Genomic DNA, 24,786 nt, shown 5'->3' with positions numbered 1-24,786 from the left:
CCGGTGCGGCCTCGGGGATTATGGGCGAAACGACCGGCCAGCGGCAAACCGGCTATGCTCGCGGGATGATGCCGTTCGCCGATCTTCACGCCCTGCCCTGCCAATTGCGCCGCCCTGCGGTGCGCGACCTGGCATGGGTATTGGTGTCGCCACCTTTGCTCGGCCAGCCGCCCTGCGCGCAACGCCACCCGCTGGCCGCCAGCGCCTGGGCGCACGACCCCGCGCGCCTGCGCCACTGGCTGCTGGCACTGGACCAGGACGACCGGCCGCTGCGCGACTGGCTCGCCCGCCTCACCAGCCACCGCCTGGGCCTGTACTACGAAAGCCTGTGGCAGTTCGCCCTGGGCCAGGCGCCCGGCATCGAGTTGCTGGCGGCCAACCTGCCGATCCGTGAAGGCGGACATACCCTGGGAGAGCTGGATATCATCCTGCGTGACCGAGAGGGTGTGCACCACCTGGAACTGGCCATCAAACTCTACCTCGGGCCACCTGGCGGGGATGGCCACGACCCGGCGCATTGGCTGGGCCCAGGCTGCCACGACCGGCTGGACCGCAAGCTGAACCACCTGGCCGGGCACCAACTGCCCATCTCGGCCAGTGCCCAGAGCCGCACGGCCCTGGCACTGCTAGGAGTGGGCGAGGTCCAGGCGCATGCCTGGCTCGGTGGCTACCTGTTCTACCCTTGGCCAGCACATGCCGAATCGCCGGTTGGCGCCAATGCGCACCACCTGCGTGGCCGCTGGTTGCATCGAAGCGATTGGGCAGGCTACCGGCAAACCAGCCCCGCCGGGCGTTGGCAACCCCTGCCCCGGCATGCCTGGCTGGCACCGGCACGGGTCGAGGCGCGCGATTGCTGGGCGCCTATGCAATTCGGCGCCTGGCTTGGCGAGCTGGACAACCAGGCGCCGGCGCACATGCTGGTCCGTTTGGAAGAGGCCGGAAACGGTAGCTGGGAGGAGGCCGAGCGCTTGTTCCTGGTCGCGGACAATTGGCCCTACCTACCGGCTTGATAGCTGTCACTGCCCGTGTAGGAGCGGGCTTGTCCCGCGATTGGGCCAGCATTGTCAACATCAATTTCAAAGACCTGGCTCAAAGAAAAATCCCCAATCAAGGATTAGAGTTGCAGTCAAGCGCCAAAAAGAGCGCTCCCCCGACCTGATGATGAGGATCACCTATGGCTTCACCCACCCCCTCGACGCACTACGCGCGCCTCTCGATCACCCTGCACTGGCTGATGCTGGTGCTGCTGGCCGCCGTCTATGCCACCATCGAGCTGCGCGGCCTGTTCCCCAAGGACAGCGCCGAACGCAACCTGATGAAGGACCTGCACTTCATGCTGGGCCTGACGGTGTTCATTCTGGTCTGGCTGCGCCTGGCCATGCGCCTGATCCGCCCTGCCCCGCCGATCCTGCCCAAGCCACCGGCCTGGCAGACGGGCCTGGCGCACCTGGTGCACGTACTGCTGTACCTGATGATGATCGGCCTGCCCGTGGCAGGCTGGTTGATCCTGAGCGCCGCCGACAAGCCGATCCCCTTCTACGGCCTCGAGCTTCCGGCATTGACCGCCCCGGATACAGACCTGGCCAAGTTCATCAAAGGCTGGCATGAACGCATCGGCAGCTGGGGTTACTGGCTGATCGGCGTGCACGCCGTGGCCGGCCTCTACCACCATTACGTCCAGCGCGACAACACACTGGTGCGCATGCTGCCTCACCGGTAGCCGCGACGCCCCTGCAGCCCACCGGTATGCAGGAAGATCAGGCGCGTGCCAGGCGCAAAGCGCCCGGCCGCGACCTGGTCTCGCAAGGCCATCAAGGCCTTGCCGGTGTATACAGCCTCCAGCGGCACGCCGCTGTGGCGCTCGGTCTCGTCGATGAAGGCCAGCAGTTCATCGTCGAAGCGGCCGAACCCGCCCCGGCAGGCGTCGTGCAGTTCATAACCGCCGTGTACCAGCCCGGCGAGGTTCTGCTCGACGCCATGGCCACGCGGTACTGCCAATGCGCCATGTACCGTCCGGGCGCCAGCTTCGGCGAGCACCAGGCCCGCCAGGGTGGTGCCCGTGCCGACCGCCAGCCACCATCCGTCATGACCTGCCCAGCCCATGCTTCCCAGCTGCGCCCTCGCCTGCTCGACGATCAGCCCGCAGCCCTCGGCACCGGCCAGCCCTGCGCCGCCTTCAGGAATGCAGTGCCAGCCCGGGTAACGTGCTTGCCAGGGCGCCCAAAAGCCGGCCTGGTGACGTTCGCGGTAACCGCCGTAGCCCAGCCAGTGCAACGTCATGCCCAAGGCTTGCAAGTCACGCACCGTGGGGGTGTCCTGCGCGTGGCCACGCAACAGCCCGGCGGTGGCGAAGCCGAAACGCTTGCCTGCTGCTGCCAGGGCATGAAGATGATTGGAATGATTGCCCCCCAGGCTGATCAGGCCTGGTGCGCCGGCGGCCTGGGCCTCGAGCAGGTGGTGGCGCAGCTTGAACCATTTGTTGCCGCTGACCAGCGGGTCGATGAGGTCCAGGCGCAGCACCGCCACCTCGACACCGGCTTGGTCGAGCCAGGGCAACAACAATGGTTGCAACGGCGCTTGGGGAAGATTGGCGAAGGTTTCGGACATCGGGCGAGTGTATCAGCACCCTGGGCCGGAGCGCCGGCCTGTAGGAGCGGGCTTGTCCCGCGAGAGGGGCGCAAAGCGCCCCCGGCGATCAGCAGATCGATCACAACTCGGCAGCCAACCTCGACCCCTGGTTGATCGCCCGCTTGGCATCGAGCTCCGCCGCTACATCGGCGCCGCCGATCAAATGCACCGATTGCCCCGCCGCCAGCAACCCGTCGTACAACTCGCGCAAGGGTTCCTGGCCCGCGCAGATCACCACGTTGTCCACCGCCAGCACTTGCGGCTCGCCCTCGCCGATGCGCACATGCAGGCCATCGTTGTCGATCGCCAGGTACTCGACGCTGTTGAGCATCTGCACCCCTTTGTTCTTCAGGCCCGTGCGGTGAATCCAGCCAGTGGTCTTGCCCAGGCCATCGCCCACCTTGGATTTCTTGCGCTGCAGCAGGTACACCTGGCGGGCCGGCGCGTGCGGCTCGGCCTTGATGCCCGCGACGCCGCCTCGGGCCTCGAGACGGGTATCGATGCCCCACTCCTTCCAGAACGCCTGGCGGTCCTGGCTGGTGGCCACGCCCTCATGCACCAGGTACTCGGACACGTCGAAGCCGATCCCCCCCGCACCGATCACCGCCACCCGCTTGCCCACCGGTTTGCGCTCGAGCAGCACGTCCAGGTAGCTCAACACCTTGGCATGCTCGATGCCCGGAATTGCCGGCGTACGTGGGCTGATGCCGGTGGCGAGAATGATCTCGTCAAAACCGCCCGCCACCAGCTCATCGACCCCGACCCGCGTATTCAGGCGCAGGTCGACACCGGTGCGCGCCACCTTGTTGCGGAAGTAACGCAGGGTTTCATGGAACTCTTCCTTGCCCGGCACACGCTTGGCCACGTTGAACTGCCCGCCGATCTCGCTGGCACTGTCGAACAGCGTCACCTGGTGGCCTCGCTCGGCGGCTACGGTGGCCGCGGCCAGGCCAGCGGGGCCTGCACCCACCACGGCGATGCGCTTGACCTGGGCGACCGGCAGGTAGTTCAGCTCGGTCTCGTGGCAGGCGCGAGGGTTGACCAGGCAACTGGTCAGCTTGCCGCCAAAGGTATGGTCCAGGCAGGCCTGGTTGCAGCCGATGCAGGTATTGATCTCGTCACTGCGGCCTTCAGCGGCTTTGTTGACGAATTCCGGGTCGGCCAGGAACGGGCGGGCCATGGAGACCATGTCGGCATCGCCCTCGGCCAGCACCGCCTCGGCCACCTCCGGGGTGTTGATGCGGTTGGTGGTGATCAGCGGGATCTTCACCGCACCGCGCAACTTGGCGGTGACCTTGGTGAAGGCCGCACGCGGCACCTTGGTGGCGATGGTCGGGATACGCGCCTCGTGCCAACCGATGCCGGTGTTGATCAAGGTGGCGCCGGCCTGCTCGATGGCCTTGGCCAGCTGCACGATCTCGTCCCAGGTGCTGCCACCTTCCACCAGGTCGAGCATCGACAGGCGGAAGATGATGATGAAGTCACGCCCGACCGCCTCGCGCACCCGGCGCACGATGTCCACCGCCAGGCGCATGCGGTTCTCGTAGCTACCGCCCCAGCGGTCGGTGCGCTGGTTGGTGTGGGCGACCAGGAACTGGTTGATGAAGTAGCCTTCCGAGCCCATGATCTCGACACCGTCGTAGCCGGCGCGCTGGGCCAGCACGGCGCAATTGACGAAGTCGGCGATCTGCTTCTCGATGCCCGCTTCGTCCAGCTCCTTGGGCTTGAACGGGTTGATCGGCGCCTGGATGGCGCTGGGCGCGACCTGGCGCGGGCTGTAGGCATAGCGCCCGGCATGGAGGATCTGCAGGCAGATCTTGCCACCAGCGGCATGCACGGCTTCGGTGACGATACGGTGCTTGTCGGCTTCTGCTTCGGTACTGAGCTTGGCCGCGCCGGAATACACGCCGCCTTCATCGTTCGGCGCGATGCCACCGGTGACCATCAGGCCAACGCCGCCGCGGGCACGTTCAGCGAAATACGCGGCCATGCGCTCGAAGCCGCCCGGGCGCTCTTCCAGGCCGGTGTGCATCGAGCCCATCAGGGTGCGGTTGCGCAGGGTGGTGAAGCCCAGGTCCAGCGGGGCCAGCAGGTGCGGGTAACGGTCGGCAGCCATGGATGAACTCCCTATCAGGCGTGATCACGGTATGCGGGCGCCTCGCAGGCCCCCGTCGTTTGTCTGGCCCTGACATTAAACAGGCGTTTGAGCGCACTCAATGATCGAAAGTGACAACTTGTTGATCCTGCTATACAGCAGGTCTACCCTAGGACACCCTTGATTAGGAAGGTGCCCTGGCCGCCTCATGCGAAAATTCCTGGCAAGCGCCCTGGCGCTGGTAATGATCGCCGCGCTCTGCGGCTACGGTTTCTGGACCTTGCAGCGCCCGGAGGGCCACTACCTGTCCGACCTGCGCATCGAGCTGGCGCTCAACCATGGCGTGCCGGGCGAGCATGGCAACCTGCTGGGGGTCGAACCCCTGCTCTACCCAGGCGACTACCAGAACCTGCAGCGCTTGCACCGCAAGCTGTCGGCTTACCTGGAACAAGCCCGCGCCCAGGGCCTGGTAGGGCCGCGCACCGTGGTGGTGCTGCCCGAACACATCGGCACCTGGCTGTGGGCCCGTGGCGAAAAGAACGAGCTGTACCAGGTGACCCAGCGCCGGGAGGCCTGGCAGTGGCTGGAGCTGAGCAACCCACTGCGCTACGGCCTGGCCATGCTCACCGCCACGGGCGACGACCGCCGCGCCGACGCCCACCTGCGCATGAAAGCCGAGCAGATGGCCCGCGACTATCAACAACTGTTCGGTGGCCTGGCCAAGGAATTCGGTGTAACGCTGGTGGCGGGTTCCATCGTGCTCCCCGCTCCGTACGTAGACCGCGGCATCCTGCACCCTGGCAGCGGCCCGCTGTTCAACAGCAGCCTGGTGTTCGGCACCGACGGCACCGTGCTCGGCCAACCGCAGCGCCAGCAGTATCCCGACAGCGAAGTGCGTCGCTACATCCATGATGGCCGCCAGCACCCGTTGCAGGTCATCCAGACTCCAGCCGGGCGCCTGGGCGTGCTGGTGGGCAGCGACAGCTGGTACCCGGAAAACTACCAGCAGTTGGCCCGCCAATCGGTGGAGCTGATCGCCAACCCGGTGTTTCTCACCGGCAAGCACACCTGGAATGCTCCCTGGCGAGGCAATCGCCACCAGGATGCCGCCAGTGCACTGCCACTGCAGCGCGGCGAGGTCGATGAACAGGCTGCCTGGCAGCGCCTGACCCTGACTGCCAACGCCAGCACGCCCAGCCTGAGCGTGTTCCTGCGCGGCCAGTTCTGGGAGCAGGGCAGCGACGGCCAGGGCTTTGCCAACCAGGCAGGCCAGCACCTGGCCGGCAACCCCAGCCAGGGTGCCCGCCTGCTCAACCTCTGGCTGTGATCGATGGCCCGACCACGCGTACGCCTGGGTGACCTCTCGGTAGGCTTCGTCCAGCCCCTGGGCGAGGCGCTGGAGCAGCTGGGGCACGACCCGACACCCCTGCTGCGCCGCTACGGCCTGGACGCCTCCCGCCTGGCCGAGGCCGGTGCACGTTTGTCGATCCCGCGCTACATGCACTTGGGCCATGCCGCTATCGAACTGTGCGGCGAGCCGGCACTGGGGCTGCGCATGGGCCGCGCGAGTCGCCTGGCCCAGGCAGGGCTGGCGGGCATAACGGCGGCCCAGGCTCCGACCCTGGGCGAGGCCGCGCGCACGCTGCTGCGCTTCGAACCCTTGTACGCGGCCAACTACCGCGGCCAGTCGAGCTTTCTCGAAGACCGCCAGGGCGCCTGGCTGCGCTTCTACTCGATCAGCCCCTACAACGCCTACAACCGTTTCGTGGTCGATTCGCTGCTGGCCGGCTGGCTGGCGCAGCTGTCGCAGCTGGCGGGCGCGCCGGTACAGGCCGAGCGGATGGACATCGAGTTCGAGGCGCCCAGCTATGCCGCGCAATACCAGCCTCTGTGCGTGAACCCGGTGCAGTTCGCAGCCGTCAACAACCAGCTGCGGCTGGACCGCGCGACCCTCGAGCTGCCCAACCCCCAGCATTGCCCCAGCACCTGGCACCACCTACTGCAGCTGTGCGAAGCAGAGCTGGCCCAGCGCACGCGCGTGCGCAGCCTGGGTGAACGCATCACCCACCTGCTGGGCCCCCTGCTCAATGGCGGCCAGGAACCGGATCTGGAAGCGGTGGCGCGCCACCTGCAACTGCCGACCTGGACGCTGCGGCGCAAGCTGGCTGAAGAAGGCACACGCTTTCGCAACCTGCTCAACGACACACGCCGCGACCTGGCCGAGACCTATATCCGCGATACACAGCTGGCCTTCGGCGAAATCGCCTATCTGCTGGGGTTTGCCTCGGCCGAGGCCTTCCAGCGCGCATTCAAGCGCTGGACCGGCATCACGCCCGGCGCGTTTCGCCGCAACCAGCGGCGGGAAGGTCAGAGCTCGGTAGCGTCGTCTGCCGGCTCCATCGGGTCCAATTCGTAGGCCTGGAATTCGAGCAGTTCTTCCTGGTAATCGTCCATCGCTGCATCCTCGTCAATCATTCATCGGTCGGGTCATGCCGCCACGCTAAGCGCGTTGGATGAACGCATCATGACAACGTGGTAGACGATGAGCACTGTGGGAGCGGGTTTACCCGCGAAGCGTACGGCGCGTTGCATGGCACTGGCTTTGCCGGAGTTCGCGGGTAAAACCCGCCCCCACGAAGGCCAATGAAGCTCTACCCGCCTCTACAGGAATGGCCAATTACAACGGCGCGGGTGGCGCCTCGGTCACAGGCGCCTCTTGCTGCACCTCGATCGGCGCAGGCTCGGCAGGCGGGGCGATGGGTTGGGAACCCTGGCTGTCGTCCACGACCGGAGCGGCCTGTACTTCGCTGGCAGGCGCCGTTGTGACGGGTGTTTCGACCACAGGCGCAGGAGCCGGCGCGTCGGCTGCAACCGGTGCCGGAGCCGGCTGGGCAGTGGACGCCTGCTCAGGCAACCCCAGGGCAGGCGCCGGTTGCTCAGGCGCGGGCTTGGGCGCTTCCACCTTCGGTTCGGCCTGCTCCACCTTCTTCGGCTTGGGCAGGTAGCTTTCCACCAACGCGAAGTAGCGCTCATAGAACTGCGGCGCAGTGACCGTCTCGCTGGCCACCTTGACCATCGAATCGTCGCTCGAACCAATGGGCATGGACACCGACCCCAGCACCCCCACCCCCAGGCTGGCCGACGTATTGGATTTTTTCAGGGCGTAGCGGTCCTGCAAGGCGTTGGCGAACATGGTGGAACGCTGTTCGTCATTGGTGTCCGGTGCGCAGGTAACGTTGAAGCTGATCTGCAGATGGTTGTCGCTGTTCTGCTGGAAGCTCTTGTTGCCCGCGATCTGGTTGGGGCCGCTGCTGGTGATGATGTAACCCTGGCTGAGCAGCGCACGACGGGCGGCCTCGCAGGAGCCCGCCTCGCTCACCGGAAAGCTGCGCGAAAAGGTGCCCGAGTCATCGAAGTTCTCGTGCTCGTAGATGGCGGGCTTTTTCGAGGAACAACCGGACACGCCCGCCAGCACAAGGGCCAGCCCGAGCGCACCGAAGACGGAAGATCTGGACATCTTGGATTCCGGAGAAAAGGACAAACGGTGTGTATTGTGCAACACAAGAACGCTCACTGAAACTGCGGCGCTGGCCTGATCGAGCAAAATTCATCATTGCCTGCCGGCCTGGGTGCAGAAAACGAAAAAGCGACCCGAGGGTCGCTTTTTCGTAGGCGTCGAGGTGTTCAAGGGACCTCGAGGCGAAGATGGCGCAGCGGACGGGACTCGAACCCGCGACCCCCGGCGTGACAGGCCGGTATTCTAACCGACTGAACTACCGCTGCGTATCGCCCAGGCTTGCGCCTGGTTGAAACTTGAGGATCTGACCTTACGAAGCGCTCGCTCGCAAGGCAGGCACAAAAAAAGCGATTCGCTGATCGCTTCGTTTGTTGCGTCGAGGCGTTCAAGGGGCCTCGAGGCGAAGATGGCGCAGCGGACGGGACTCGAACCCGCGACCCCCGGCGTGACAGGCCGGTATTCTAACCGACTGAACTACCGCTGCGTATCGTTCAGGCTTGCGCCTGATTGAAACTGGGTCGGCCTGAAGTGCTCTTGGCCTTCAGACCCCAGACCGGTGATGAACACCCATCTGAAGAATAAGTGGCGCAGCGGACGGGACTCGAACCCGCGACCCCCGGCGTGACAGGCCGGTATTCTAACCGACTGAACTACCGCTGCGCATGTGGACTTGCGTCCGGTTCCTCTCAATTAGGACCCTTCTTTCGAAGCATCCTGGGTCAGGAACATCTCAGGAAGTGGTGGGTGATGACGGGATCGAACCGCCGACCCTCTGCTTGTAAGGCAGATGCTCTCCCGGCTGAGCTAATCACCCTCGCGGTGTTGCTTGTTGCGTTTGCTTCGCTGAGGCCGCGAAATTTACGCAGGTACCGAAGCTAAGTCAATAGCCCCATTGAATTTTTTTTCAAAAAGGGCAAAACCGACGGTGGGAAAAGTGAGGCCTTGCTCAGGTATTTTGCTTGGCTGCCGGCGATTGGACTGGCCTGCGGGGCTAAAAGTAAAAAGGGACCTGACGGTCCCCTCCTGCAACTTATGACGTGCCGCTCAGGCGTAGATCATCTTGCGGGTCATCCCGCCATCGACCACGAATTCCTGCCCGGTGACGAACCCTGCCTGACGAGACAACAGCCAGGCCACCAGGGCAGCGACATCCTCCACCGTCCCTACCCTGCCCGCCGGATGCTGCGCGTGGTCGGCGTCGGTCAAGGGGGCGGCGCGCCGCTCGGACGGGTCACGGGCATCGATCCAGCCGGGGCTCACGGCATTGACGCGAATCTCCGGCCCCAGGCTCATGGCCAACGCATGGGTCAAGGCCAGCAGGCCGCCCTTGCTTGCCGCATAGGCTTCGGTGTCTGGCTCCGATTGCCGGGCACGGGTGGAGGCAAGGTTGACGATGGCCCCGCCATGGGCGCGCAGGTACGGCGCACAATGCTTGGCCAGCAACATCGGACCACTCAGATTCACCGCCAAGGTCCGGTTCCACTGGGCCAGGGAGAGGCTTTCGAGGGTTTCGTTGTGCGGGTTGGCGACGGCCGCGTTGCACACCAGGGCATCCAGGCGACCGAACTGCCCCAGCACCTCGGAAACACCCGCGCTGACCTGGGCTTCGTCAGCCACATCCATGGCCACGAACCAAGCGTTGCCACCCAGGGCCTTGGCTACCTTGGCCCCCCGTTGGCGGTCCAGGTCACCCAGTACCACCTGCCAGCCTTCGCAGATCAGCCAGGCGGCGATGCCCAGGCCGATGCCGCGGGCGGCACCGGTCACCAAGGCCACCCGGCCATTATGGCCGGGCTCGCCGCCCTTCCAGTCGATCACAGCGCCGCCAAGCCGCGGGCCAGGTCGGCTTGCAGGTCGGCCACGTCTTCCAGGCCGACGGCGACGCGGATCAGGCTGTCGCGGATACCCGCGGCCTCACGCTCCTGAGGCGTCAGGCGCCCATGGGAGGTGGTGGCCGGGTGGGCGATGGTGGTCTTGCTGTCACCCAGGTTGGTGGTGATGGAGATCACCCGGGTGGCGTCGATGAAGCGCCAGGCGCCCTCCTTGCCGCCCTTGACCTCGAAGCTCACCACCGCGCCGAAGCCGCTCATCTGGCGCTTGGCCAGCTCATGCTGCGGGTGGCTCGGCAGGCCGGCGTAGTGGACCTTCTCCACGCCGTCCTGTTGCTCCAGCCACTCGGCCAGCGCCTGGGCGCTCTGGCAATGCGCACGCATGCGCAGCTTGAGCGTCTCCAGGCCCTTGGTGAAGATCCAGGCGTTGAACGGGCTGAGGGTCGGGCCTGCGGTACGCAGGAAGCCCACCACTTCCTTCATGTGCTCGCTGCGCCCGGCCACCACGCCGCCCATGCAACGGCCCTGGCCGTCGATGAACTTGGTCGCCGAGTGGAACACGATGTCCGCGCCGAGCTTGAGCGGCTGTTGCAGGGCCGGCGTGCTGAAGCAGTTGTCCACCACCAGCAGCGCGCCACGGGCGTGGGCGACTTCGGCCAGGGCGGTGATGTCCACCAGCTCGGCCAGCGGGTTGGACGGCGACTCGACGATCAGCAGCTTGGTGTTGGCCTTGATGGCCTTCTCCCAACCGCCGATGTCGACCAGTGGCACGTAGTCGACCTGAACGCCGAAGCGCTTGAAGTACTTCTCGAACAGGCTGATGGTCGAGCCGAACACGCTCTGCGACACCAGCACATGGTCGCCTGCGCTGCACAGCGACATGACCACGGCCAGGATCGCCGACATGCCGGTGGACGTACCCACGGCCTGCTCGGCACCCTCCATGGCCGCCAGGCGCTCCTCGAAGGCGCGCACGGACGGGTTGGTATAACGCGAATAGACATTGCCCGGCGTTTCACCGGCGAAACGCGCAGCCGCGTCGGCGGCCGTGCGGAAGACATAGCTGGAAGTCAGGAACAGCGCTTCGCTGTGCTCGGCTTCCGGTGTACGGTGCTGACCGGCGCGCACCGCCAAGGTGTCGAAACCGACACCCTCGAGGTCACTGTCCAGTCGACCGGCATCCCATTGATCCGTCATGCCGTCGCTCCCAAATCAGTTGTTGTAGAGGTCGATGATCGCGCTGACGGCCTGGTTCTTCGCCTTGGCCGCGTCGTTGCGCGACTGCTCGATACGCTCCAGGTAGGCGTCGTCGATGTCTCCGGTGACGTATTCACCGTTGAACACCGCGCAATCGAAGTGCTCGATCTTGATCTTGCCGCCACCGACCGAATCGATCAGGTCAGGCAGGTCCTGGTAGACCAGCCAGTCGGCGCCGATCAACTCGGCCACCTGTTCGGTGGTACGGTTGTGGGCGATCAGTTCGTGAGCGCTCGGCATGTCGATGCCGTAGACGTTGGGGTAGCGCACCGCGGGGGCCGCGGAGCAGAAGTAGACGTTCTTGGCGCCGGCTTCGCGGGCCATCTGGATGATCTGCTTGCAGGTGGTGCCGCGCACGATGGAATCGTCCACCAGCATCACGTTCTTGCCGCGGAATTCCAGCTCGATGGCATTGAGCTTCTGGCGTACCGACTTCTTGCGCGCGGCCTGGCCGGGCATGATGAAAGTACGGCCGATATAGCGGTTCTTGACGAAGCCTTCGCGGAACTTGACGCCCAGGTGGTTGGCCAGCTCCAGGGCCGCCGTGCGGCTGGTGTCCGGGATCGGGATGACCACGTCGATGTCATGGTCCGGGCGCTCGCGCTGGATCTTCTCGGCCAGCTTCTCGCCCATGCGCAGGCGGGCCTTGTACACCGAGACGCCGTCCATGATCGAGTCCGGACGGGCCAGGTAGACGTGCTCGAAGATACACGGCTGCAGCTTCGGGTTGTTGGCGCACTGCTTGGTGAACATCTGCCCCTCTTCGGTGATGTACACCGCTTCGCCCGGCGCCAGGTCACGGATCAGGGTGAAGCCGAGCACGTCCAGGGCAACGCTTTCCGAGGCGATCATGTACTCGACGCCTTCGTCGGTATGGCGCTGGCCGAACACGACCGGGCGGATGCCGTTGGGGTCACGGAAGCCGACGATGCCGTAGCCGGTGATCATCGCCACCACCGCGTAGCCACCGACGCAGCGGCTGTGCACGTGGGAAACCGCGGCGAACACGTCTTCCTCGGTCGGCTGCAGCTTGCCGCGCACGGCCAGCTCGTGGGCGAACACGTTCAGCAGCACTTCCGAGTCGGAGTTGGTGTTGACGTGGCGCAGGTCGGACTCGTAGATCTCCTTGGCCAGCTGCTCGACGTTGGTCAGGTTGCCGTTGTGCGCCAGGGTGATGCCATAAGGCGAGTTGACGTAGAACGGCTGGGCCTCGGCCGAGGTCGAGCTGCCCGCGGTCGGGTAGCGGACATGGCCGATACCCATGTGGCCGACCAGGCGCTGCATGTGGCGCTGCTGGAAGACGTCGCGCACCAGGCCGTTATCCTTGCGCAGGAACAACCGGCCGTCGTGGCTGGTCACGATACCGGCAGCGTCCTGGCCGCGGTGCTGGAGCACGGTTAGCGCGTCATACAGCGCCTGATTGACGTTCGACTTACCGACGATACCGACGATGCCACACATGCGACGCAACCCCTACTTTGATGAAACTTGATTGAAAAGCGCTCAGGGCCTGGTGGGCCCCAGCAACTGTTCCTTGAACGGAAGATCAGCGGGTGTGCTGACTCCACTGGACATCCACTGACCGGTGAACCCCAGGATCAGGTTCTTCGACCAGTCAGCGACAAGGAGGAACTGTGGGATCAGGCGCGATTCCTGCCACCACGGGTCCTGTTGTACCGGCCCCAGGCTCAACAGCCCGATGGCCACCACCACCAGCAAGGCCCCCCGCGCGGCGCCGAACGCCATGCCGAGGAAACGATCGGTGCCGGACAGCCCGGTCACGCGGATCAGCTCGCCGATGAGGAAGTTGATCATGGCCCCCACCAGCAGGGTGGCGACGAAAAGAATGGCGCAACCGGCGATGATGCGGGCCGAGGGCGTTTGGATATAGCTTTCAAGATACTGCGAAAGGGAGCCGCCGAACATCCAGGCGACCGCACCGGCGACGATCCAGATGAGCAGGGACAAGGCTTCCTTGACGAAGCCGCGCTTGAGACTGATCAATGAGGAAATGGCGATGATCGCGATGATCGCCCAATCAACCCAGGTAAATGCCACGGTGTTGCCTGCCGACGTTTGAGGCGGCGCATTTTACCAGAGCGGCAGGCTTGGGGTAAGCGGAATGTCAGGCGATTCGAGAGGGCCCTATCGCTGGCAAACCCCCACACAGGGATTTCGCAAGTCTTGAGGGCGGCGCAATCTCGGTGGGAGCTGGCGACAGCCTGCGATGGGCTGCAAAGCAGCCCCAAGCCCTCAAACGGTCGAGCCCTCCAGACTCAAGGGGCCGCTTTGCGGCCCATCGCAGGCTGTCGCCAGCTCCCACACGTACGGCGGTATCTCTGAAAGCAGCGCAGAACAGGTGGGGCTTGCCGGCGATGGGGCTGTAAGCGCGGCCCTACAGGCTCAGCCACGCTCGGGCTGGAAGCGCACCACGAAGCCCTTGAGATTGTGCTGGCGGTTGATCGCGTCGCGCAGGCGCTCGGCCTCGGCACGCTCGATCAGTGGCCCGACATAGACGCGGTTCATGCCGCCGACCGAGCGGATGTAGGCGTTGTACCCCTGGCTACGCAGGGTATTCTGCAGCTTGTCGGCACCGGCACGGTTGGACAGGCTGGCCAGCTGGATCGACCAGCTCACCGGCAGGCCATTGGCATCGACCTTGGATGGCGCGGCAGGCTTGGGTGCGGAGGCAGTGGGCGCCGGGGCGGGCGTCGCAGCCGGCTTGGCCTCGACCTTCGGTGCCGGCTTGGGTGCCTGCGCCTGGGCGACTGCTGGCTGGGACGGCCCCGGGGTGATCGGCTGGCTGGGCGTGGTCATGGGCGCGGTGGATTCATTGACCACCACTGGCGGTTGCTCCGGTGGTTGCTCCGCCACCTCGGGCAGAGGCTGAGGCTCCGGCACCTGCACAGGCGTCACCTCCACCTGCGGCAAGCTCGGCATCGCCGGCGCCTCGGGCGCCTCGACACGCACCTGGCGCATCTCGTCCTCGCGGGTGAACAGCATCGGCAGGAAGATCACCGCCAGCGCCACCAGCACCAACGCACCGACCATGCGCTGCTTCATCCCTTTATCCAGCACTGCCATCTACTCCTCCGGAGCTTGCCGCTCTAGCCATTCCAGGGCTTGGCCAACACAGAAAAACGAACCGAACAGCAGGATCTGGTCATCTGCCGTCGCCTGCGCGCACTGCCCCTCGAGGGCGGCCTCGACGCTGGTGTAAGACTTCACCGCCGCACCGAGGTTCGTCAAGGCCGCCACCAGTTCCGCAGCCGGGCGGCTGCGGGGGGTATCCAGCGGCGCCACCGCCCATTCGTCGACCAACCCCTTGAACGGTGCGATCACGCCCTCCAGGTCCTTGTCGGCGAGCAGGCCGAATACCGCCAGGCGGCGCCCCTTGACCGGGCGCGCGGCCAGACGGGCAGCCAGGTATTCGGCGGCATGGGGGTTGTGCCCCACATCCAGCAACAGCTCCAGGCGCCGGCCTTGCCAGCGCACCGTGCGGCGGTCCAAACGCCCGGTCACCTGGGTATCGAGCAGCGCCTGGCGAACCTGTCCGGCCTCGAAAGGCAAGCCCATCAGCAGATAGGCCTGCAGCGCCAGAGCGGCGTTCTCCATCGGCAGATCCAGCAGCGGCAGGTCATGCAGCTCCACGCTGCTACCGTCGGGCCGGCTGCCCCGCCACTGCCAATGCTGGTCGGTGGTTGCCAGGTCGAAATCGCGGCCGCGCAACAGGAACGGACAAGCCAGTTCGCGCGCCTTGTCCAGCAAAGGCTGTGGGGGGTTGAGGTCGCCACACAGCGCAGGTTTGCCCTGTCGGAAGATGCCCGCCTTCTCGAAGGCCACGGATTCACGGGTATCGCCCAGGTAATCGGCATGATCCACGCCGATGCTGGTGACCAGCGCCAGGTCCGCATCGACCAGGTTGACGGCATCCAGGCGACCACCCAGACCGACCTCGAGCACCACGGCGTCCAGCGAGGACTGCTGGAACAGCCAGAAGGCCGCCAGGGTGCCCATTTCGAAATAGGTCAGGGAAGTCTCGCCACGGGCCGCCTCGACGGCTGCGAAGGCTTCGCACAGGCGCTCATCGCTGGCCTCGACACCGTCGATACGCACCCGTTCGTTGTAGCGCAACAGGTGCGGCGAACTGTACACACCGACTTTCAGCCCCTGCGCCCGAAGCAGCGATGCCACGAATGCGCAGGTCGAGCCCTTGCCATTGGTGCCGGTGACCGTCACCACCCGGGGCGCAAGCCTGCCCAGCCCTAGCCGGGCGGCCACCTGCTGCGACCGCTCCAGCCCCATGTCGATGGCCGAAGGGTGCAGTTGCTCGAGGTAGGCGAGCCAGTCGCCCAGGGTATGAAGGTTCATCACGCGACGGCAGCCACCTCGAGGGCCTCTGCCGGGGTCGGCTGGCCGGTCATCTGCGCCAGCAGGCGAGCCAGGCGCGGACGCAGCTCGCCACGGGAGATGATCAGGTCGATGGCACCATGCTCGAGCAGGAACTCGCTGCGCTGGAAGCCTTCTGGCAGCTTCTCGCGCACGGTCTGCTCGATCACACGGGGGCCGGCGAAGCCGATCAGGGCCTTCGGCTCACCGACGATGACATCGCCAAGCATCGCCAGGCTCGCGGAAACACCACCGTAGACAGGATCGGTCAACACCGAGATGAACGGAATGCCTTCTTCGCGCAGGCGCGCCAGCACAGCGGACGTCTTGGCCATCTGCATCAGCGAGATGAGCGCTTCCTGCATGCGCGCGCCGCCGGACGCGGAGAAGCAGACCATCGGGCAGCGGTGCTCGAGGGCGTAGTTGGCCGCGCGTACGAAGCGCTCGCCGACGATGGCCCCCATGGAACCGCCCATGAAGGAGAATTCGAAGGCGCTGACCACGATCGGCATGCCCATCAGGGTACCGCTCATGGAAATCAGGGCGTCTTTCTCGCCGGTCTGCTTCTGGGCCGCGGTCAGGCGGTCCTTGTACTTCTTGCCATCACGGAACTTCAGACGGTCGACCGGCTCCAGGTCGGCACCCAGTTCGGCACGGCCTTCGGCGTCGAGGAAGATGTCGATGCGCGCACGGGCTCCGATGCGCATGTGGTGGTTGCACTTGGGGCAGACATCCAGGGTCTTCTCCAGCTCCGGACGATACAGCACGGCCTCGCAGGCCGGGCACTTGTGCCACAGGCCTTCAGGCACCGAGCTCTTCTTCACCTCGGAACGCATGATCGAAGGGATCAGTTTGTCGACTAACCAGTTGCTCATGCTTTCTTTCTCCAGTATCGGTGGGCGGGGGCCGGTCTGGCCGGCCATGCCCTGCCCTTGAGCTCATGTTCTTCAATGAAACGATGACGGCCCGGCTCCGAGGCCCGCGCGATGCGGGGCCAGCCTGGTGGCCGGGCCATCGTCAACCTGTCATGCCGGTAGTCCGCATGGCCCGCCCGATAGGCAGGCCTGGCAGCACCGGGCTGCGAAAGCTATGGACGATGGCGCGCGGGCAGCCGTCACATCCGTCGTCACGCCTGTTTCACCGCACGCATGAACGCCTCGATCTTCGCGGCGTCCTTGATCCCCTTTGCCTGCTCCACGCCGCCGCTGACATCCACCGCAAACGGACGCACCTGGGCAATGGCCTGGCCGACGTTGCCGGCCGACAGGCCACCGGCCAGGATGATCGGCTTGCTCAGGGAAGCCGGCACCAGCGACCAGTCGAAGGCCTCGCCCGTACCGCCCGGGATGCCGGGCACGTAGGTGTCCAGGAGGATGCCACGGGCGCCGGCGTACTGCTGGCAAGCCGCCTCGAGGTCATCGCCGGGGCGTACCCTCAGGGCCTTGATCCAGGGGCGATGGTAGCCCTCGCAATCGGCCGGGGTTTCATCGCCGTGGAACTGTAGCAGGTCCAGCGGCACAGCTTCGAGAATCTCGTTGAGTTCGCAACGCGAGGCGTTGACGAACAGGCCGACCGTGGTCACGAACGGCGGCAGTGCGGCGATGATGGCCCGCGCCTGATGCACGTCCACCGCTCGCGGGCTCTTGGCGTAGAAGACCAGGCCGATGGCATCGGCGCCGGCTTCGGCGGCCGCCAGGGCGTCCTCGATACGGGTAATCCCGCAGATCTTGCTGCGAACGTTGCTCATGGACAGCGAACCTTGGGTGATCGGTGAAAGGCCGGATGTTAGCAAATGACGTTTCGCCCGTCAGTCCGCCAGCGCCTCGTAGCCGGTCAGAAAGTGTGGGCCGATGTAACGGACCGGCAGGGCGAATTCCTCGGGGTACTCCACCTGGACCAGATACAGGCCATAGGGGTGGGCGGTCACACCGCCCTCCCGGCGGTTGCGCCCCTCCAGCACCTCACGCGCCCAGCCGACCGGCCGCTCGCCGGCCCCGATGGTCATCAACACACCGGCGATGTTGCGTACCATGTGATGCAGGAAGGCCGTGGCCCGGACATCCAGCACGATCATCTTGCCGTGGCGGGTGACCCGTAGGTGATGGATGTGCTTGATCGGCGACTTGGCCTGGCACTGGCTGGCCCGGAAGGCGCTGAAGTCATGGGTGCCGAGCAGAAACTGCGCGGCCTCGGCCATGCGTTCGACGTCAAGTGGACGGTGGTTCCAGGTCACTTCCTCGGCCAGGTGCGCAGGGCGGATCGGGTCGTTGTAGATAACGTAGCGATAGCGTCGCGCGGTCGCCTTGAAGCGGGCATGGAAATGCGCCGGCATCGGCTTGGCCCAGGTGACGCTGATGTCATGGGGTAGGTTGAAATTGGTGCCCAGGGTCCAGGCTCGCTCATCGCGCACGGCACGGGTGTCGAAATGGACGATCTGCCCGCAGCCGTGCACGCCGGCATCGGTGCGCCCGGCACAGATCACCGAGATCGGCTCGTTGGCCACCGTCGACAGGGCTTGCTCCAGGGCCTGCTGGACACTCGGCACACCGCTGGCCTGGCGCTGCCAGCCGCGGTAGCGCGAACCTTTGTATTCCACGCCCAGAGCGATGCGGGCGTAGCCTTCGGCCGCCGATTCGGCCGGGTCGATGTCATTGATGTCCAAGAGCGCGAAACCTGTGGGTGAAACGGAAGGCGGGCATTATAACGGCAACGGCAGCCGGGAGGGCTGCCGTTGCTGGCGAAGCTGTTCACAGGCAATGCCGGCCTATCGCGGGACAAGCCCGCTCCCACAGGGGGCCGTGCGTTATCCTGTGTGTGGGCTTGCCCCGCGAACAAGGGCGAAACCCTTGCCCGGGCATCTTCCACAGGCCACGCCTGGATGTCAGACCAGTCGCGACAGCATGTCTTCGGCCTCCTGACGCTGTTCCTCATCGCCATCCTTGACCACTTCATCGAGGATATCGCGGGCGCCCTGGTGGTCGCCCATGTCGATGTAGGCACGCGCCAGGTCGAGCTTGGTGGCCACCTCATCGGTGCCGGAGAAGAAGTCGAAGTCCAGGTCGTCCAGCGGGTCCGGCTCCTGGGCGGCATCGGCGGCAGTGAAGTGCGGCTCCAGCGACGGCGACTCCAGGCTCTGGGACAGCTTGTCCAGCTCGGCATTGACGTCATCGAGCTCCGAGGCGAACTGCTTGTCGGCCGGCGACTCGTCGTCCAGCGACAGCGACAGGTCGAAGTCTTCCGGCAGCTCCAGTTCCGAGAGCGGGTCGAATTCCGGGATTTCGTCGAAAGCCGCCAGCTCCGCGGCTACGTCGACCGGGGCGTCTTCCGGTGCTGCCGGCGCTTGTGGCTCGCCGACATCCAGGTCGAAATCGGACAGGTCATCGAGACTCTGCGGCTCGGCCTGGGCTTGCTCCAGCAGGGCTTCGAAATCGGCATCGGCGTCGGTGGCGACCGGTTCGGCTTCCTGTGGTGCAGCTTCGGTCACTGCGGCTTGCTCCGACGGCGCGGCCTCAAGCGCCGCATCCACCGGCAGGTCATCGTCCAGGCTCAGGTCGAATGCACCGTCCAGATCATCTTCTTCGATGGCAGGGACGTCGGTGACAGCCTCCAGCGCTGCTTCAGGCGAGTTCTCGCTCACGATAGGTGTATCGAGCGGGTCCGGCTCGGCGCCTGCAGGCGCCTGTTCGCCGTCCTGCAGCAGATCGTGGACGTACTGCTTGTCCATCTCGGCCGCCAGGGCCGCCGCCCCCAGGCCTAGGGCGGCGACGCCGAGCATGGCCGGGAAGCGTTCCTTCAAGGTGTCGACCTGGGCCTTGTCCTGGTCGGTAGGCGAAAGCGCACGCTCCTGATCGGCAAAGGCGGTCTGGTCGCCTTGGCGGGCATAGACTTCCATCAGTTTCAAACGCAGGTCGCTGCGCTGTGGCTCGGCAGCCACTGCCGGCTCGAGCAGGTCGGCGGCATGGTTCAGGCGACCTTGCGCCAGGCTCTGGTCCACCTCGGCCAGCAGGCTGGCCATTGGGTCCTGGTCAGTTGCAGGCGTTGCCGGGGCGGGCGCCGGCTCCGGTGCAAGCGGTTTTTCCGCAGCTGTGGCAGCGGCGGCCGAAGCGGCGACCACCGCCGGCGAGAGCTTCACGCTCGGCGCCGATACATCCAGATCATCGAAGCTTCCGGGCGGCACGTTCAGGTCAGGGCTGCGTTCGCCCTCCTCGGCCAGTGCACGCGCCATGCGCAGGTGCTTCTCGGCTTCTTGCTGGGCCTTGCGCTTGCGGGCAAGCAACAACAGCAACAGCAGCAGCACCAGGAACGCAGAACCGGCGAGCAGCCCCAACAGCAACGGGTTGCCCATCAGTTCGTCGAGCACACCCTGGGCCTGCTCGCCTTGCTCGGCTGGGGCCGTGTCCACGGCGGCCGGAGCTGGCTTGACCACCGGCTCGGCCGACGGCAGCTGGGCATTGACCGGCGGTTGCGTGGGTGCCGGCTCGCCCGGCAACGCGGCAGGCGGCGGGGTTTGCGCCGCCGCCCCCTGCGCTTCGAGGCGTGCCAGCTGGTCGTTCTTGAGCTCGATCAGACGCTGCAGCTTGTCCAGCTGGCTCTGCAGGTCCGCCATGCGGCTCTTGAGTTCCTCGTTGTCACGGCGGCTGGTGTCCAGGCTTTCCTGGGCCACCGCGAGCTTGTCGCTGAGGGCCTTGGTCTCCCCCGCTTCACCCTGCCCGCCCGGGCTGACCAGGCGCAGGTTGTCCCCCTGGGCAATACGCTCCGGCGCCTCACCGGCCGCTGCGCGCCGGGTGGCGTCCAGCTGCCGGGCACGCGGCCCCAGGCGCCGACCCTCACGCCAGGCGGCATACTGCTCGGCCACCTCGCGAACGGCTTCGCCCTGGGGAATGCTCTGGACCTGTTGCGGGTCGGGCAGGCGCAGGACCTGCCCGGTCTTGAGCTGGTTGATGTTGTTGCCGATGAAGGCATCGGGGTTCAAGGCCTGGATCGCCAGCATGGTCTGCTGGATCGAGCCGCCCTGGGTGTTGCGCGCAGCGATCTGCCACAGGGTGTCGCGGCGCTTGGTGGTGTAGCTGCCCGCACCGCTGACTGCCGGTTCGACATTGGCCGCCGATGGCGCCTCGCCCTGGGCCTTGGCTTGGTCGAGCAGGACATTGTAGTCACGCAACAGGCGGCCCTGGGGCCACATCACCTGGACCAGGAACTTCACCACCGGCGCCGGCAATGGCTGGCTGGAGGTGACCCGCAACACGCTCTTGCCGTTGGGGTTGATCACCGGGGTGAAGGTGAGGTCCTCAAGGTAGCTGGGATAGGCCACGCCTGCCTTGGCGAACTCTTCCGGTGGCGCGAGGCTCGGCGCCACTTCAGCCGCGGTGAGGTCGCGCACATCGAGCAGTTCGATCTCGGCATCCAGTGGCTGGTTCTGTGCCGACTTGAGGGTCAGTTCACCCAACCCGAGGGCGTTCGCCATGCCGGACGACAACGCCGAGGCTGCCGCCATGGCCAGAACCAGTTTGCGAATTCGAAGCATGACCTCTTCCCTTGTAAGAATCGTCCTGAAACCTGCGTATGGTGCAGGACAAAAGTACCCGCCAGTATCTTTTACGCCATGTCTTTTATCAACAATGCGGCCACTTGCACGGCGTTGAGCGCTGCGCCCTTGCGCACATTGTCGGTGGTCAGCCACACATTGAGCTGCTCTTGTTCGTCGATACCATGGCGTACACGACCAACATAGACCACGTCTTGGCCCACTGCGTCGCCGACGGCCGTCGGAAAGTCGTCCGGCTCGACCAATTCGATGCTTTCGGCGGCTTCCAGGGCGTCGTTGACGGCGGCCAGGTCGACCGGGCGCCGGCTCTGCACGGCCACGCTGAAGCTGTCGCCATAGAACACCGGGGCCTGGACGCAGGTCACGGAGATTTTCAGGGTCGGCAGGTCGAGCAGTACGCGCAGTTCATCGACCAGGCGGCGTTCAAGGCGGGTGTGGCCTTGTTCATCGGCAGCGCCTACCCGCGCCAGCAGGTTGAAGGCGACCTGGCGGTCGAAGAAGCGAGGCTCCAGTGGCCGGGCGTTGAGCAGCTCGGCGGTCTGGCGGGCCAGTTCAGTGACCGCTTCACGGCCCTGGGCTGAGACGGCCAGGCATGCCATGACCTGCACGCGTTCGATGTCCAGCAGGCCCTTGAGCGGTGCCAGGGCCACGGCCAGGGCGACCGCGGCAGCGCTGGGGCTGGCGATCAGAGCAGGTTGCTCGAGCTTGGCGAGCTGGTCGCCGTTGGCCTCGGGCACTACAGCCATGGCCTGGTCCAGGCCACCGGACAGGTCGATGACCGTGCAGCCGGCCAGCTGGGCTTTGGGGGCGAAGCTGCGGGTCACGGCGGGGCTGGCGGCGAAGAATGCAAGCTTGGCCTGGGTGAAATCGAAGCTGTCGACTTCGCGTACACGCAGTTTCTTGCCGCGGAACATGAGGTTGCTGCCGGCCGATTCCATGCTGGCCAGCAGGTGCAGGGTAGCGACGGGGAACTCGAGTTCCTCGAGGATCTGGACGAGGGTTTCGCCGACGTTACCGGTGGCGCCGATGATGGCGATGTCGATGGGCTGGGGCATGTGGGATCCTTCTGGTGGAACTTGGGGTGGGCACTTTACTTGGGTTGGCCGGCTGAGGGTAAGTGCTTGGCTTGAGTTTTGGGGTGGTACGTGAATCGCGCGGCGCGCGATTTCCGCCCCACCAAACCGTACCCCCCATAAACAAAAAACCCGCACCACCAGGGCACGGGTTTTTCGTTCAATCCACCGAGGGGCGATCAACGCTCCAGCAGGATCCGCAGCATGCGGCGCAGCGGCTCGGCAGCGCCCCACAGCAGCTGGTCACCCACGGTGAAGGCGCCCAGGTACTGCGAACCCATGTTCAGCTTGCGCAAACGGCCAACCGGCACGTTCAGGGTACCGGTCACCTTGGTCGGGCTCAGCTCCTGCATGCTGATGTCACGCTGGTTCGGCACCAGCTTCACCCAAGGATTGTGCTGGCTGATCATGCCTTCGATGTCCGCCAGCGGCACGTCCTTGTTCAGCTTGATGGTCAGCGCCTGGCTGTGGCAACGCATGGCGCCGATACGCACGCAGATGCCATCGACCGGGATCGGGTTCTTGAAGCGACCGAGGATCTTGTTGGTCTCGGCCTGGGCCTTCCATTCCTCGCGGCTCTGGCCGTTCGGCAGCTCCTTGTCGATCCAGGGGATCAGGCTGCCCGCCAGCGGTACGCCGAAGTTCTCGGTCGGGAAGGCTTCGCCGCGCATGGTCTCGGCGACCTTGCGGTCGATGTCGAGGATGGCACTGGCCGGGTTGGCCAGGTCATCGGCCACCGCCGCGTGGATGCCGCCCATCTGCTTGATCAGTTCACGCATGTTCTGCGCGCCGGCACCGGAGGCCGCCTGGTAGGTCATGGCGCTCATCCACTCCACCAGGCCCGCCTCGAACAGGCCACCCAGGCCCATCAGCATCAGGCTGACGGTGCAGTTGCCGCCGATGTAGTTCTTGGTACCGGCGTCCAGCTGCTGGTCGATGACCTTGCGGTTGACCGGGTCGAGGATGATCACCGCGTCATCCTGCATGCGCAGGGACGAGGCGGCATCGATCCAGTAGCCCTGCCAGCCGGCTTCGCGCAGCTTGGGGAAGACTTCGTTGGTGTAGTCGCCGCCCTGGCAGGTCAGGATGACGTCGAGGGTCTTGAGTTCTTCGATGCTATAGGCGTCCTTGAGCGGAGCAATGTCCTTGCCCACGTTCGGACCCTGGCCACCCACGTTGGACGTGGTGAAGAACACCGGCTCGATGAGGTCGAAATCCTGCTCCTCCAGCATCCGCTGCATGAGCACGGAACCGACCATACCGCGCCAACCGATCAGACCTACACGTTTCATCGCAACTACACCTTTGCTAAAAGTGGGCCGCCATCGAAGGGAAGACGATGGCGGGCCAGAGAGATTACAGATTCCGCAGCGCTGCGACTACTGCGTCGCCCATTTCCTGCGTACCTACCTTGCTGCACCCGGCCGACCAGATGTCGCCGGTACGCAGGCCTTGGTCCAGCACCCGGCTGACAGCCTGCTCGATCGCGTCGGCGGCGGCCACCTGGTTGAAGCTGTAGCGCAGCATCATCGACACCGACAGGATGGTCGCCAACGGGTTGGCGATGCCCTGCCCGGCGATGTCCGGGGCCGAGCCGTGGCACGGCTCGTACATGCCCTTGTTGTTGGCGTCGAGCGACGCAGACGGCAGCATGCCGATGGAACCGGTCAGCATGGAAGCTTCATCCGACAGAATGTCACCGAACATGTTGTCCGTCACCATCACGTCGAATTGTTTGGGTGCACGGACCAGCTGCATGGCGGCGTTGTCGACGTACATGTGGCTGAGCTCGACGTCCGGGTAGTCCTTGGCCACGTCCTCGACCACTTCGCGCCAGAGCTGGCTGGAGGCCAGGACATTGGCCTTGTCCACCGAGCACAGCTTCTTGCCGCGCACACGGGCCATGTCGAAGCCGACGCGGGCGATGCGGCGCACTTCGCTTTCGCTGTACGGCAGGGTGTCGTAGGCCTGGCGCTCGCCGCCTTCGAGCTCGCGCTGGCCGCGCGGAGCACCGAAGTAGATGCCGCCGGTCAGCTCACGGACGATGAGGATGTCCAGGCCGGCGACGATTTCCGGCTTGAGCGAGGAGGCATCGGCCAGTTGCGGGTAGAGGATCGCCGGACGCAGGTTGGCGAAAAGGCCCAGTTGCGAACGGATCTTAAGCAGGCCGCGCTCGGGACGGATGTCGCGCTCGAGCTTGTCCCACTTCGGCCCGCCCACCGCACCGAGCAGCACGGCGTCAGCCTTGCGTGCGCGCTCCAGGGTCTCGTCGGCCAGCGGCACGCCGTGCTTGTCGATGGCGGCACCACCGATGACGTCGTGCTCCAGGGTGACGCCGAGCTGGAACTTGTCGTTGGCCAGCTCCAGCACCTTGATGGCCTCGGCCATGATTTCCGGGCCGATGCCATCACCTGGGAGAATCAGAATCTGCTTGCTCATGCTTTCCTCTATCC

Annotated in this window: 20 protein-coding genes and 4 tRNA genes; 4 read left to right on the top strand and 20 right to left on the bottom strand. The window is 65.5% G+C overall.

Annotated features, from left to right (window positions below):
• Positions 1–20 precede the first annotated feature (20 nt).
• Together K8374_RS07030 and K8374_RS07025 are read left to right on the top strand one after the other, a co-directional pair.
• On the top strand, positions 21–1,010 hold the full coding sequence (locus K8374_RS07030; RefSeq protein ID WP_224458436.1) for a DUF1853 family protein: 990 nt from the start codon (positions 21–23) through the stop codon (positions 1,008–1,010).
• 164 nt (positions 1,011–1,174) lie between these two features.
• On the top strand, positions 1,175–1,720 hold the full coding sequence (locus K8374_RS07025) for a cytochrome b (RefSeq protein WP_224458435.1): 546 nt from the start codon (positions 1,175–1,177) through the stop codon (positions 1,718–1,720).
• On the opposite strand, the gene K8374_RS07020 is transcribed toward K8374_RS07025, so the two are convergent.
• On the bottom strand, positions 1,711–2,607 hold the full coding sequence (locus K8374_RS07020; protein WP_224458434.1) for a 1-aminocyclopropane-1-carboxylate deaminase/D-cysteine desulfhydrase: 897 nt from the start codon (positions 2,605–2,607) through the stop codon (positions 1,711–1,713). The genes K8374_RS07025 and K8374_RS07020 overlap by 10 nt on opposite strands.
• Positions 2,608–2,707: 100 nt before the next feature.
• On the bottom strand, positions 2,708–4,744 hold the full coding sequence (locus K8374_RS07015) for an NADPH-dependent 2,4-dienoyl-CoA reductase (protein WP_224458433.1): 2,037 nt from the start codon (positions 4,742–4,744) through the stop codon (positions 2,708–2,710).
• A 187-nt stretch (positions 4,745–4,931) separates the two neighbouring features.
• Here K8374_RS07015 and K8374_RS07010 point away from each other — a divergent pair, with 187 nt between their 5' ends.
• Positions 4,932–6,050 (top strand): carbon-nitrogen hydrolase family protein, encoded by a 1,119-nt coding sequence (locus K8374_RS07010; protein WP_224458432.1) that lies wholly within the window; start codon positions 4,932–4,934, stop codon positions 6,048–6,050.
• 3 nt (positions 6,051–6,053) lie between these two features.
• Positions 6,054–7,139: an AraC family transcriptional regulator gene (locus K8374_RS07005; protein ID WP_224458431.1), complete on the top strand. Its 1,086-nt coding sequence runs from the start codon at positions 6,054–6,056 to the stop codon at positions 7,137–7,139.
• A gap of 261 nt (positions 7,140–7,400) precedes the next feature.
• On the opposite strand, the gene K8374_RS07000 is transcribed toward K8374_RS07005, so the two are convergent.
• The 18 genes from K8374_RS07000 to leuB all read right to left on the bottom strand — a co-directional run bounded on the left by K8374_RS07000 (position 7,401) and on the right by leuB (position 24,772).
• The gene (locus K8374_RS07000) at positions 7,401–8,240 is read right to left on the bottom strand and encodes a DUF2242 domain-containing protein (RefSeq protein ID WP_224458430.1); all 840 of its coding nucleotides are present in this window, start codon (positions 8,238–8,240) and stop codon (positions 7,401–7,403) included.
• Positions 8,241–8,429: 189 nt separating this feature from the next.
• Positions 8,430–8,506 (bottom strand) — tRNA-Asp (locus K8374_RS06995).
• A gap of 141 nt (positions 8,507–8,647) precedes the next feature.
• Positions 8,648–8,724: transfer RNA gene (locus tag K8374_RS06990), tRNA-Asp, on the bottom strand.
• Between the two features lie 99 nt (positions 8,725–8,823).
• Positions 8,824–8,900: transfer RNA gene (locus K8374_RS06985), tRNA-Asp, on the bottom strand.
• Positions 8,901–8,978: 78 nt separating this feature from the next.
• A tRNA-Val gene (locus tag K8374_RS06980) sits at positions 8,979–9,054 on the bottom strand.
• Between the two features lie 230 nt (positions 9,055–9,284).
• Entirely contained in the window at positions 9,285–10,058 is a 774-nt protein-coding gene (locus K8374_RS06975; protein ID WP_224458429.1) for an SDR family oxidoreductase, read from the bottom strand.
• Positions 10,055–11,266, bottom strand: coding sequence for an O-succinylhomoserine sulfhydrylase (locus K8374_RS06970; RefSeq protein ID WP_224458428.1), 1,212 nt, complete (start codon positions 11,264–11,266; stop codon positions 10,055–10,057). The genes K8374_RS06975 and K8374_RS06970 overlap by 4 nt, the downstream gene beginning before the upstream one ends.
• Before the next feature lie 15 nt (positions 11,267–11,281).
• A complete protein-coding gene (purF, locus tag K8374_RS06965) occupies positions 11,282–12,787 on the bottom strand; it encodes an amidophosphoribosyltransferase (RefSeq protein ID WP_084855061.1) in 1,506 nt (501 codons plus the stop codon).
• Positions 12,788–12,829: 42 nt separating this feature from the next.
• Positions 12,830–13,384 (bottom strand): CvpA family protein, encoded by a 555-nt coding sequence (locus K8374_RS06960; RefSeq protein WP_224458427.1) that lies wholly within the window; start codon positions 13,382–13,384, stop codon positions 12,830–12,832.
• Between the two features lie 345 nt (positions 13,385–13,729).
• Positions 13,730–14,410, bottom strand: a complete 681-nt coding sequence (locus K8374_RS06955; RefSeq protein WP_224458426.1) for an SPOR domain-containing protein — start codon at positions 14,408–14,410, stop codon at positions 13,730–13,732.
• Positions 14,411–15,697, bottom strand: a complete 1,287-nt coding sequence (gene folC / locus K8374_RS06950) for a bifunctional tetrahydrofolate synthase/dihydrofolate synthase (protein WP_224458425.1) — start codon at positions 15,695–15,697, stop codon at positions 14,411–14,413.
• Positions 15,697–16,590, bottom strand: coding sequence for an acetyl-CoA carboxylase, carboxyltransferase subunit beta (accD, locus tag K8374_RS06945; RefSeq protein WP_084855144.1), 894 nt, complete (start codon positions 16,588–16,590; stop codon positions 15,697–15,699). The genes folC and accD overlap by 1 nt, the downstream gene beginning before the upstream one ends.
• Positions 16,591–16,841: 251 nt before the next feature.
• Positions 16,842–17,462, bottom strand: a complete 621-nt coding sequence (locus tag K8374_RS06940) for a phosphoribosylanthranilate isomerase (RefSeq protein ID WP_224458424.1) — start codon at positions 17,460–17,462, stop codon at positions 16,842–16,844.
• 60 nt (positions 17,463–17,522) lie between these two features.
• A complete protein-coding gene (gene truA / locus K8374_RS06935) occupies positions 17,523–18,377 on the bottom strand; it encodes a tRNA pseudouridine(38-40) synthase TruA (protein ID WP_411969607.1) in 855 nt (284 codons plus the stop codon).
• Positions 18,378–18,596: 219 nt separating this feature from the next.
• Complete coding sequence (locus K8374_RS06930) at positions 18,597–21,239, bottom strand: FimV/HubP family polar landmark protein (RefSeq protein WP_224458423.1); 2,643 nt, start codon at positions 21,237–21,239, stop codon at positions 18,597–18,599.
• A gap of 71 nt (positions 21,240–21,310) precedes the next feature.
• Positions 21,311–22,315, bottom strand: a complete 1,005-nt coding sequence (locus tag K8374_RS06925) for an aspartate-semialdehyde dehydrogenase (RefSeq protein WP_224458422.1) — start codon at positions 22,313–22,315, stop codon at positions 21,311–21,313.
• Between the two features lie 197 nt (positions 22,316–22,512).
• On the bottom strand, positions 22,513–23,625 hold the full coding sequence (asd, locus tag K8374_RS06920; RefSeq protein ID WP_196147006.1) for an aspartate-semialdehyde dehydrogenase: 1,113 nt from the start codon (positions 23,623–23,625) through the stop codon (positions 22,513–22,515).
• Between the two features lie 64 nt (positions 23,626–23,689).
• Positions 23,690–24,772: a 3-isopropylmalate dehydrogenase gene (gene leuB / locus K8374_RS06915; protein WP_224458421.1), complete on the bottom strand. Its 1,083-nt coding sequence runs from the start codon at positions 24,770–24,772 to the stop codon at positions 23,690–23,692.
• Positions 24,773–24,786 lie beyond the last annotated feature (14 nt).

Source organism: Pseudomonas sp. p1(2021b) (assembly GCF_020151015.1).
GTDB classification, from domain to species: domain Bacteria; phylum Pseudomonadota; class Gammaproteobacteria; order Pseudomonadales; family Pseudomonadaceae; genus Aquipseudomonas; species Aquipseudomonas putida_K.
Note: the sequence above shows the minus strand (reverse complement) of the source record. Positions and strands in the feature narration are given on the sequence as shown.

What these genes read in the sequence shown, in the direction of transcription:
- K8374_RS06930 (WP_224458423.1), bottom strand. Translation starts at nt 21,239, where the DNA reads ATGCTTCGAATTCGCAAACTGGTTCTGGCCATGGCGGCAGCCTCGGCG.
- K8374_RS07000 (WP_224458430.1), bottom strand. Translation starts at nt 8,240, where the DNA reads ATGTCCAGATCTTCCGTCTTCGGTGCGCTCGGGCTGGCCCTTGTGCTG.
- K8374_RS06940 (WP_224458424.1), bottom strand. Translation starts at nt 17,462, where the DNA reads ATGAGCAACGTTCGCAGCAAGATCTGCGGGATTACCCGTATCGAGGAC.
- K8374_RS07030 (WP_224458436.1), top strand. Translation starts at nt 21, where the DNA reads ATGGGCGAAACGACCGGCCAGCGGCAAACCGGCTATGCTCGCGGGATG.
- K8374_RS07005 (WP_224458431.1), top strand. Translation starts at nt 6,054, where the DNA reads ATGGCCCGACCACGCGTACGCCTGGGTGACCTCTCGGTAGGCTTCGTC.
- accD (WP_084855144.1), bottom strand. Translation starts at nt 16,590, where the DNA reads ATGAGCAACTGGTTAGTCGACAAACTGATCCCTTCGATCATGCGTTCC.
- purF (WP_084855061.1), bottom strand. Translation starts at nt 12,787, where the DNA reads ATGTGTGGCATCGTCGGTATCGTCGGTAAGTCGAACGTCAATCAGGCG.
- asd (WP_196147006.1), bottom strand. Translation starts at nt 23,625, where the DNA reads ATGAAACGTGTAGGTCTGATCGGTTGGCGCGGTATGGTCGGTTCCGTG.
- leuB (WP_224458421.1), bottom strand. Translation starts at nt 24,772, where the DNA reads ATGAGCAAGCAGATTCTGATTCTCCCAGGTGATGGCATCGGCCCGGAA.
- K8374_RS06970 (WP_224458428.1), bottom strand. Translation starts at nt 11,266, where the DNA reads ATGACGGATCAATGGGATGCCGGTCGACTGGACAGTGACCTCGAGGGT.
- K8374_RS06955 (WP_224458426.1), bottom strand. Translation starts at nt 14,410, where the DNA reads ATGGCAGTGCTGGATAAAGGGATGAAGCAGCGCATGGTCGGTGCGTTG.
- K8374_RS07010 (WP_224458432.1), top strand. Translation starts at nt 4,932, where the DNA reads ATGCGAAAATTCCTGGCAAGCGCCCTGGCGCTGGTAATGATCGCCGCG.
- K8374_RS07015 (WP_224458433.1), bottom strand. Translation starts at nt 4,744, where the DNA reads ATGGCTGCCGACCGTTACCCGCACCTGCTGGCCCCGCTGGACCTGGGC.
- K8374_RS06925 (WP_224458422.1), bottom strand. Translation starts at nt 22,315, where the DNA reads ATGCCCCAGCCCATCGACATCGCCATCATCGGCGCCACCGGTAACGTC.
- folC (WP_224458425.1), bottom strand. Translation starts at nt 15,697, where the DNA reads ATGAACCTTCATACCCTGGGCGACTGGCTCGCCTACCTCGAGCAACTG.
- K8374_RS07020 (WP_224458434.1), bottom strand. Translation starts at nt 2,607, where the DNA reads ATGTCCGAAACCTTCGCCAATCTTCCCCAAGCGCCGTTGCAACCATTG.
- K8374_RS07025 (WP_224458435.1), top strand. Translation starts at nt 1,175, where the DNA reads ATGGCTTCACCCACCCCCTCGACGCACTACGCGCGCCTCTCGATCACC.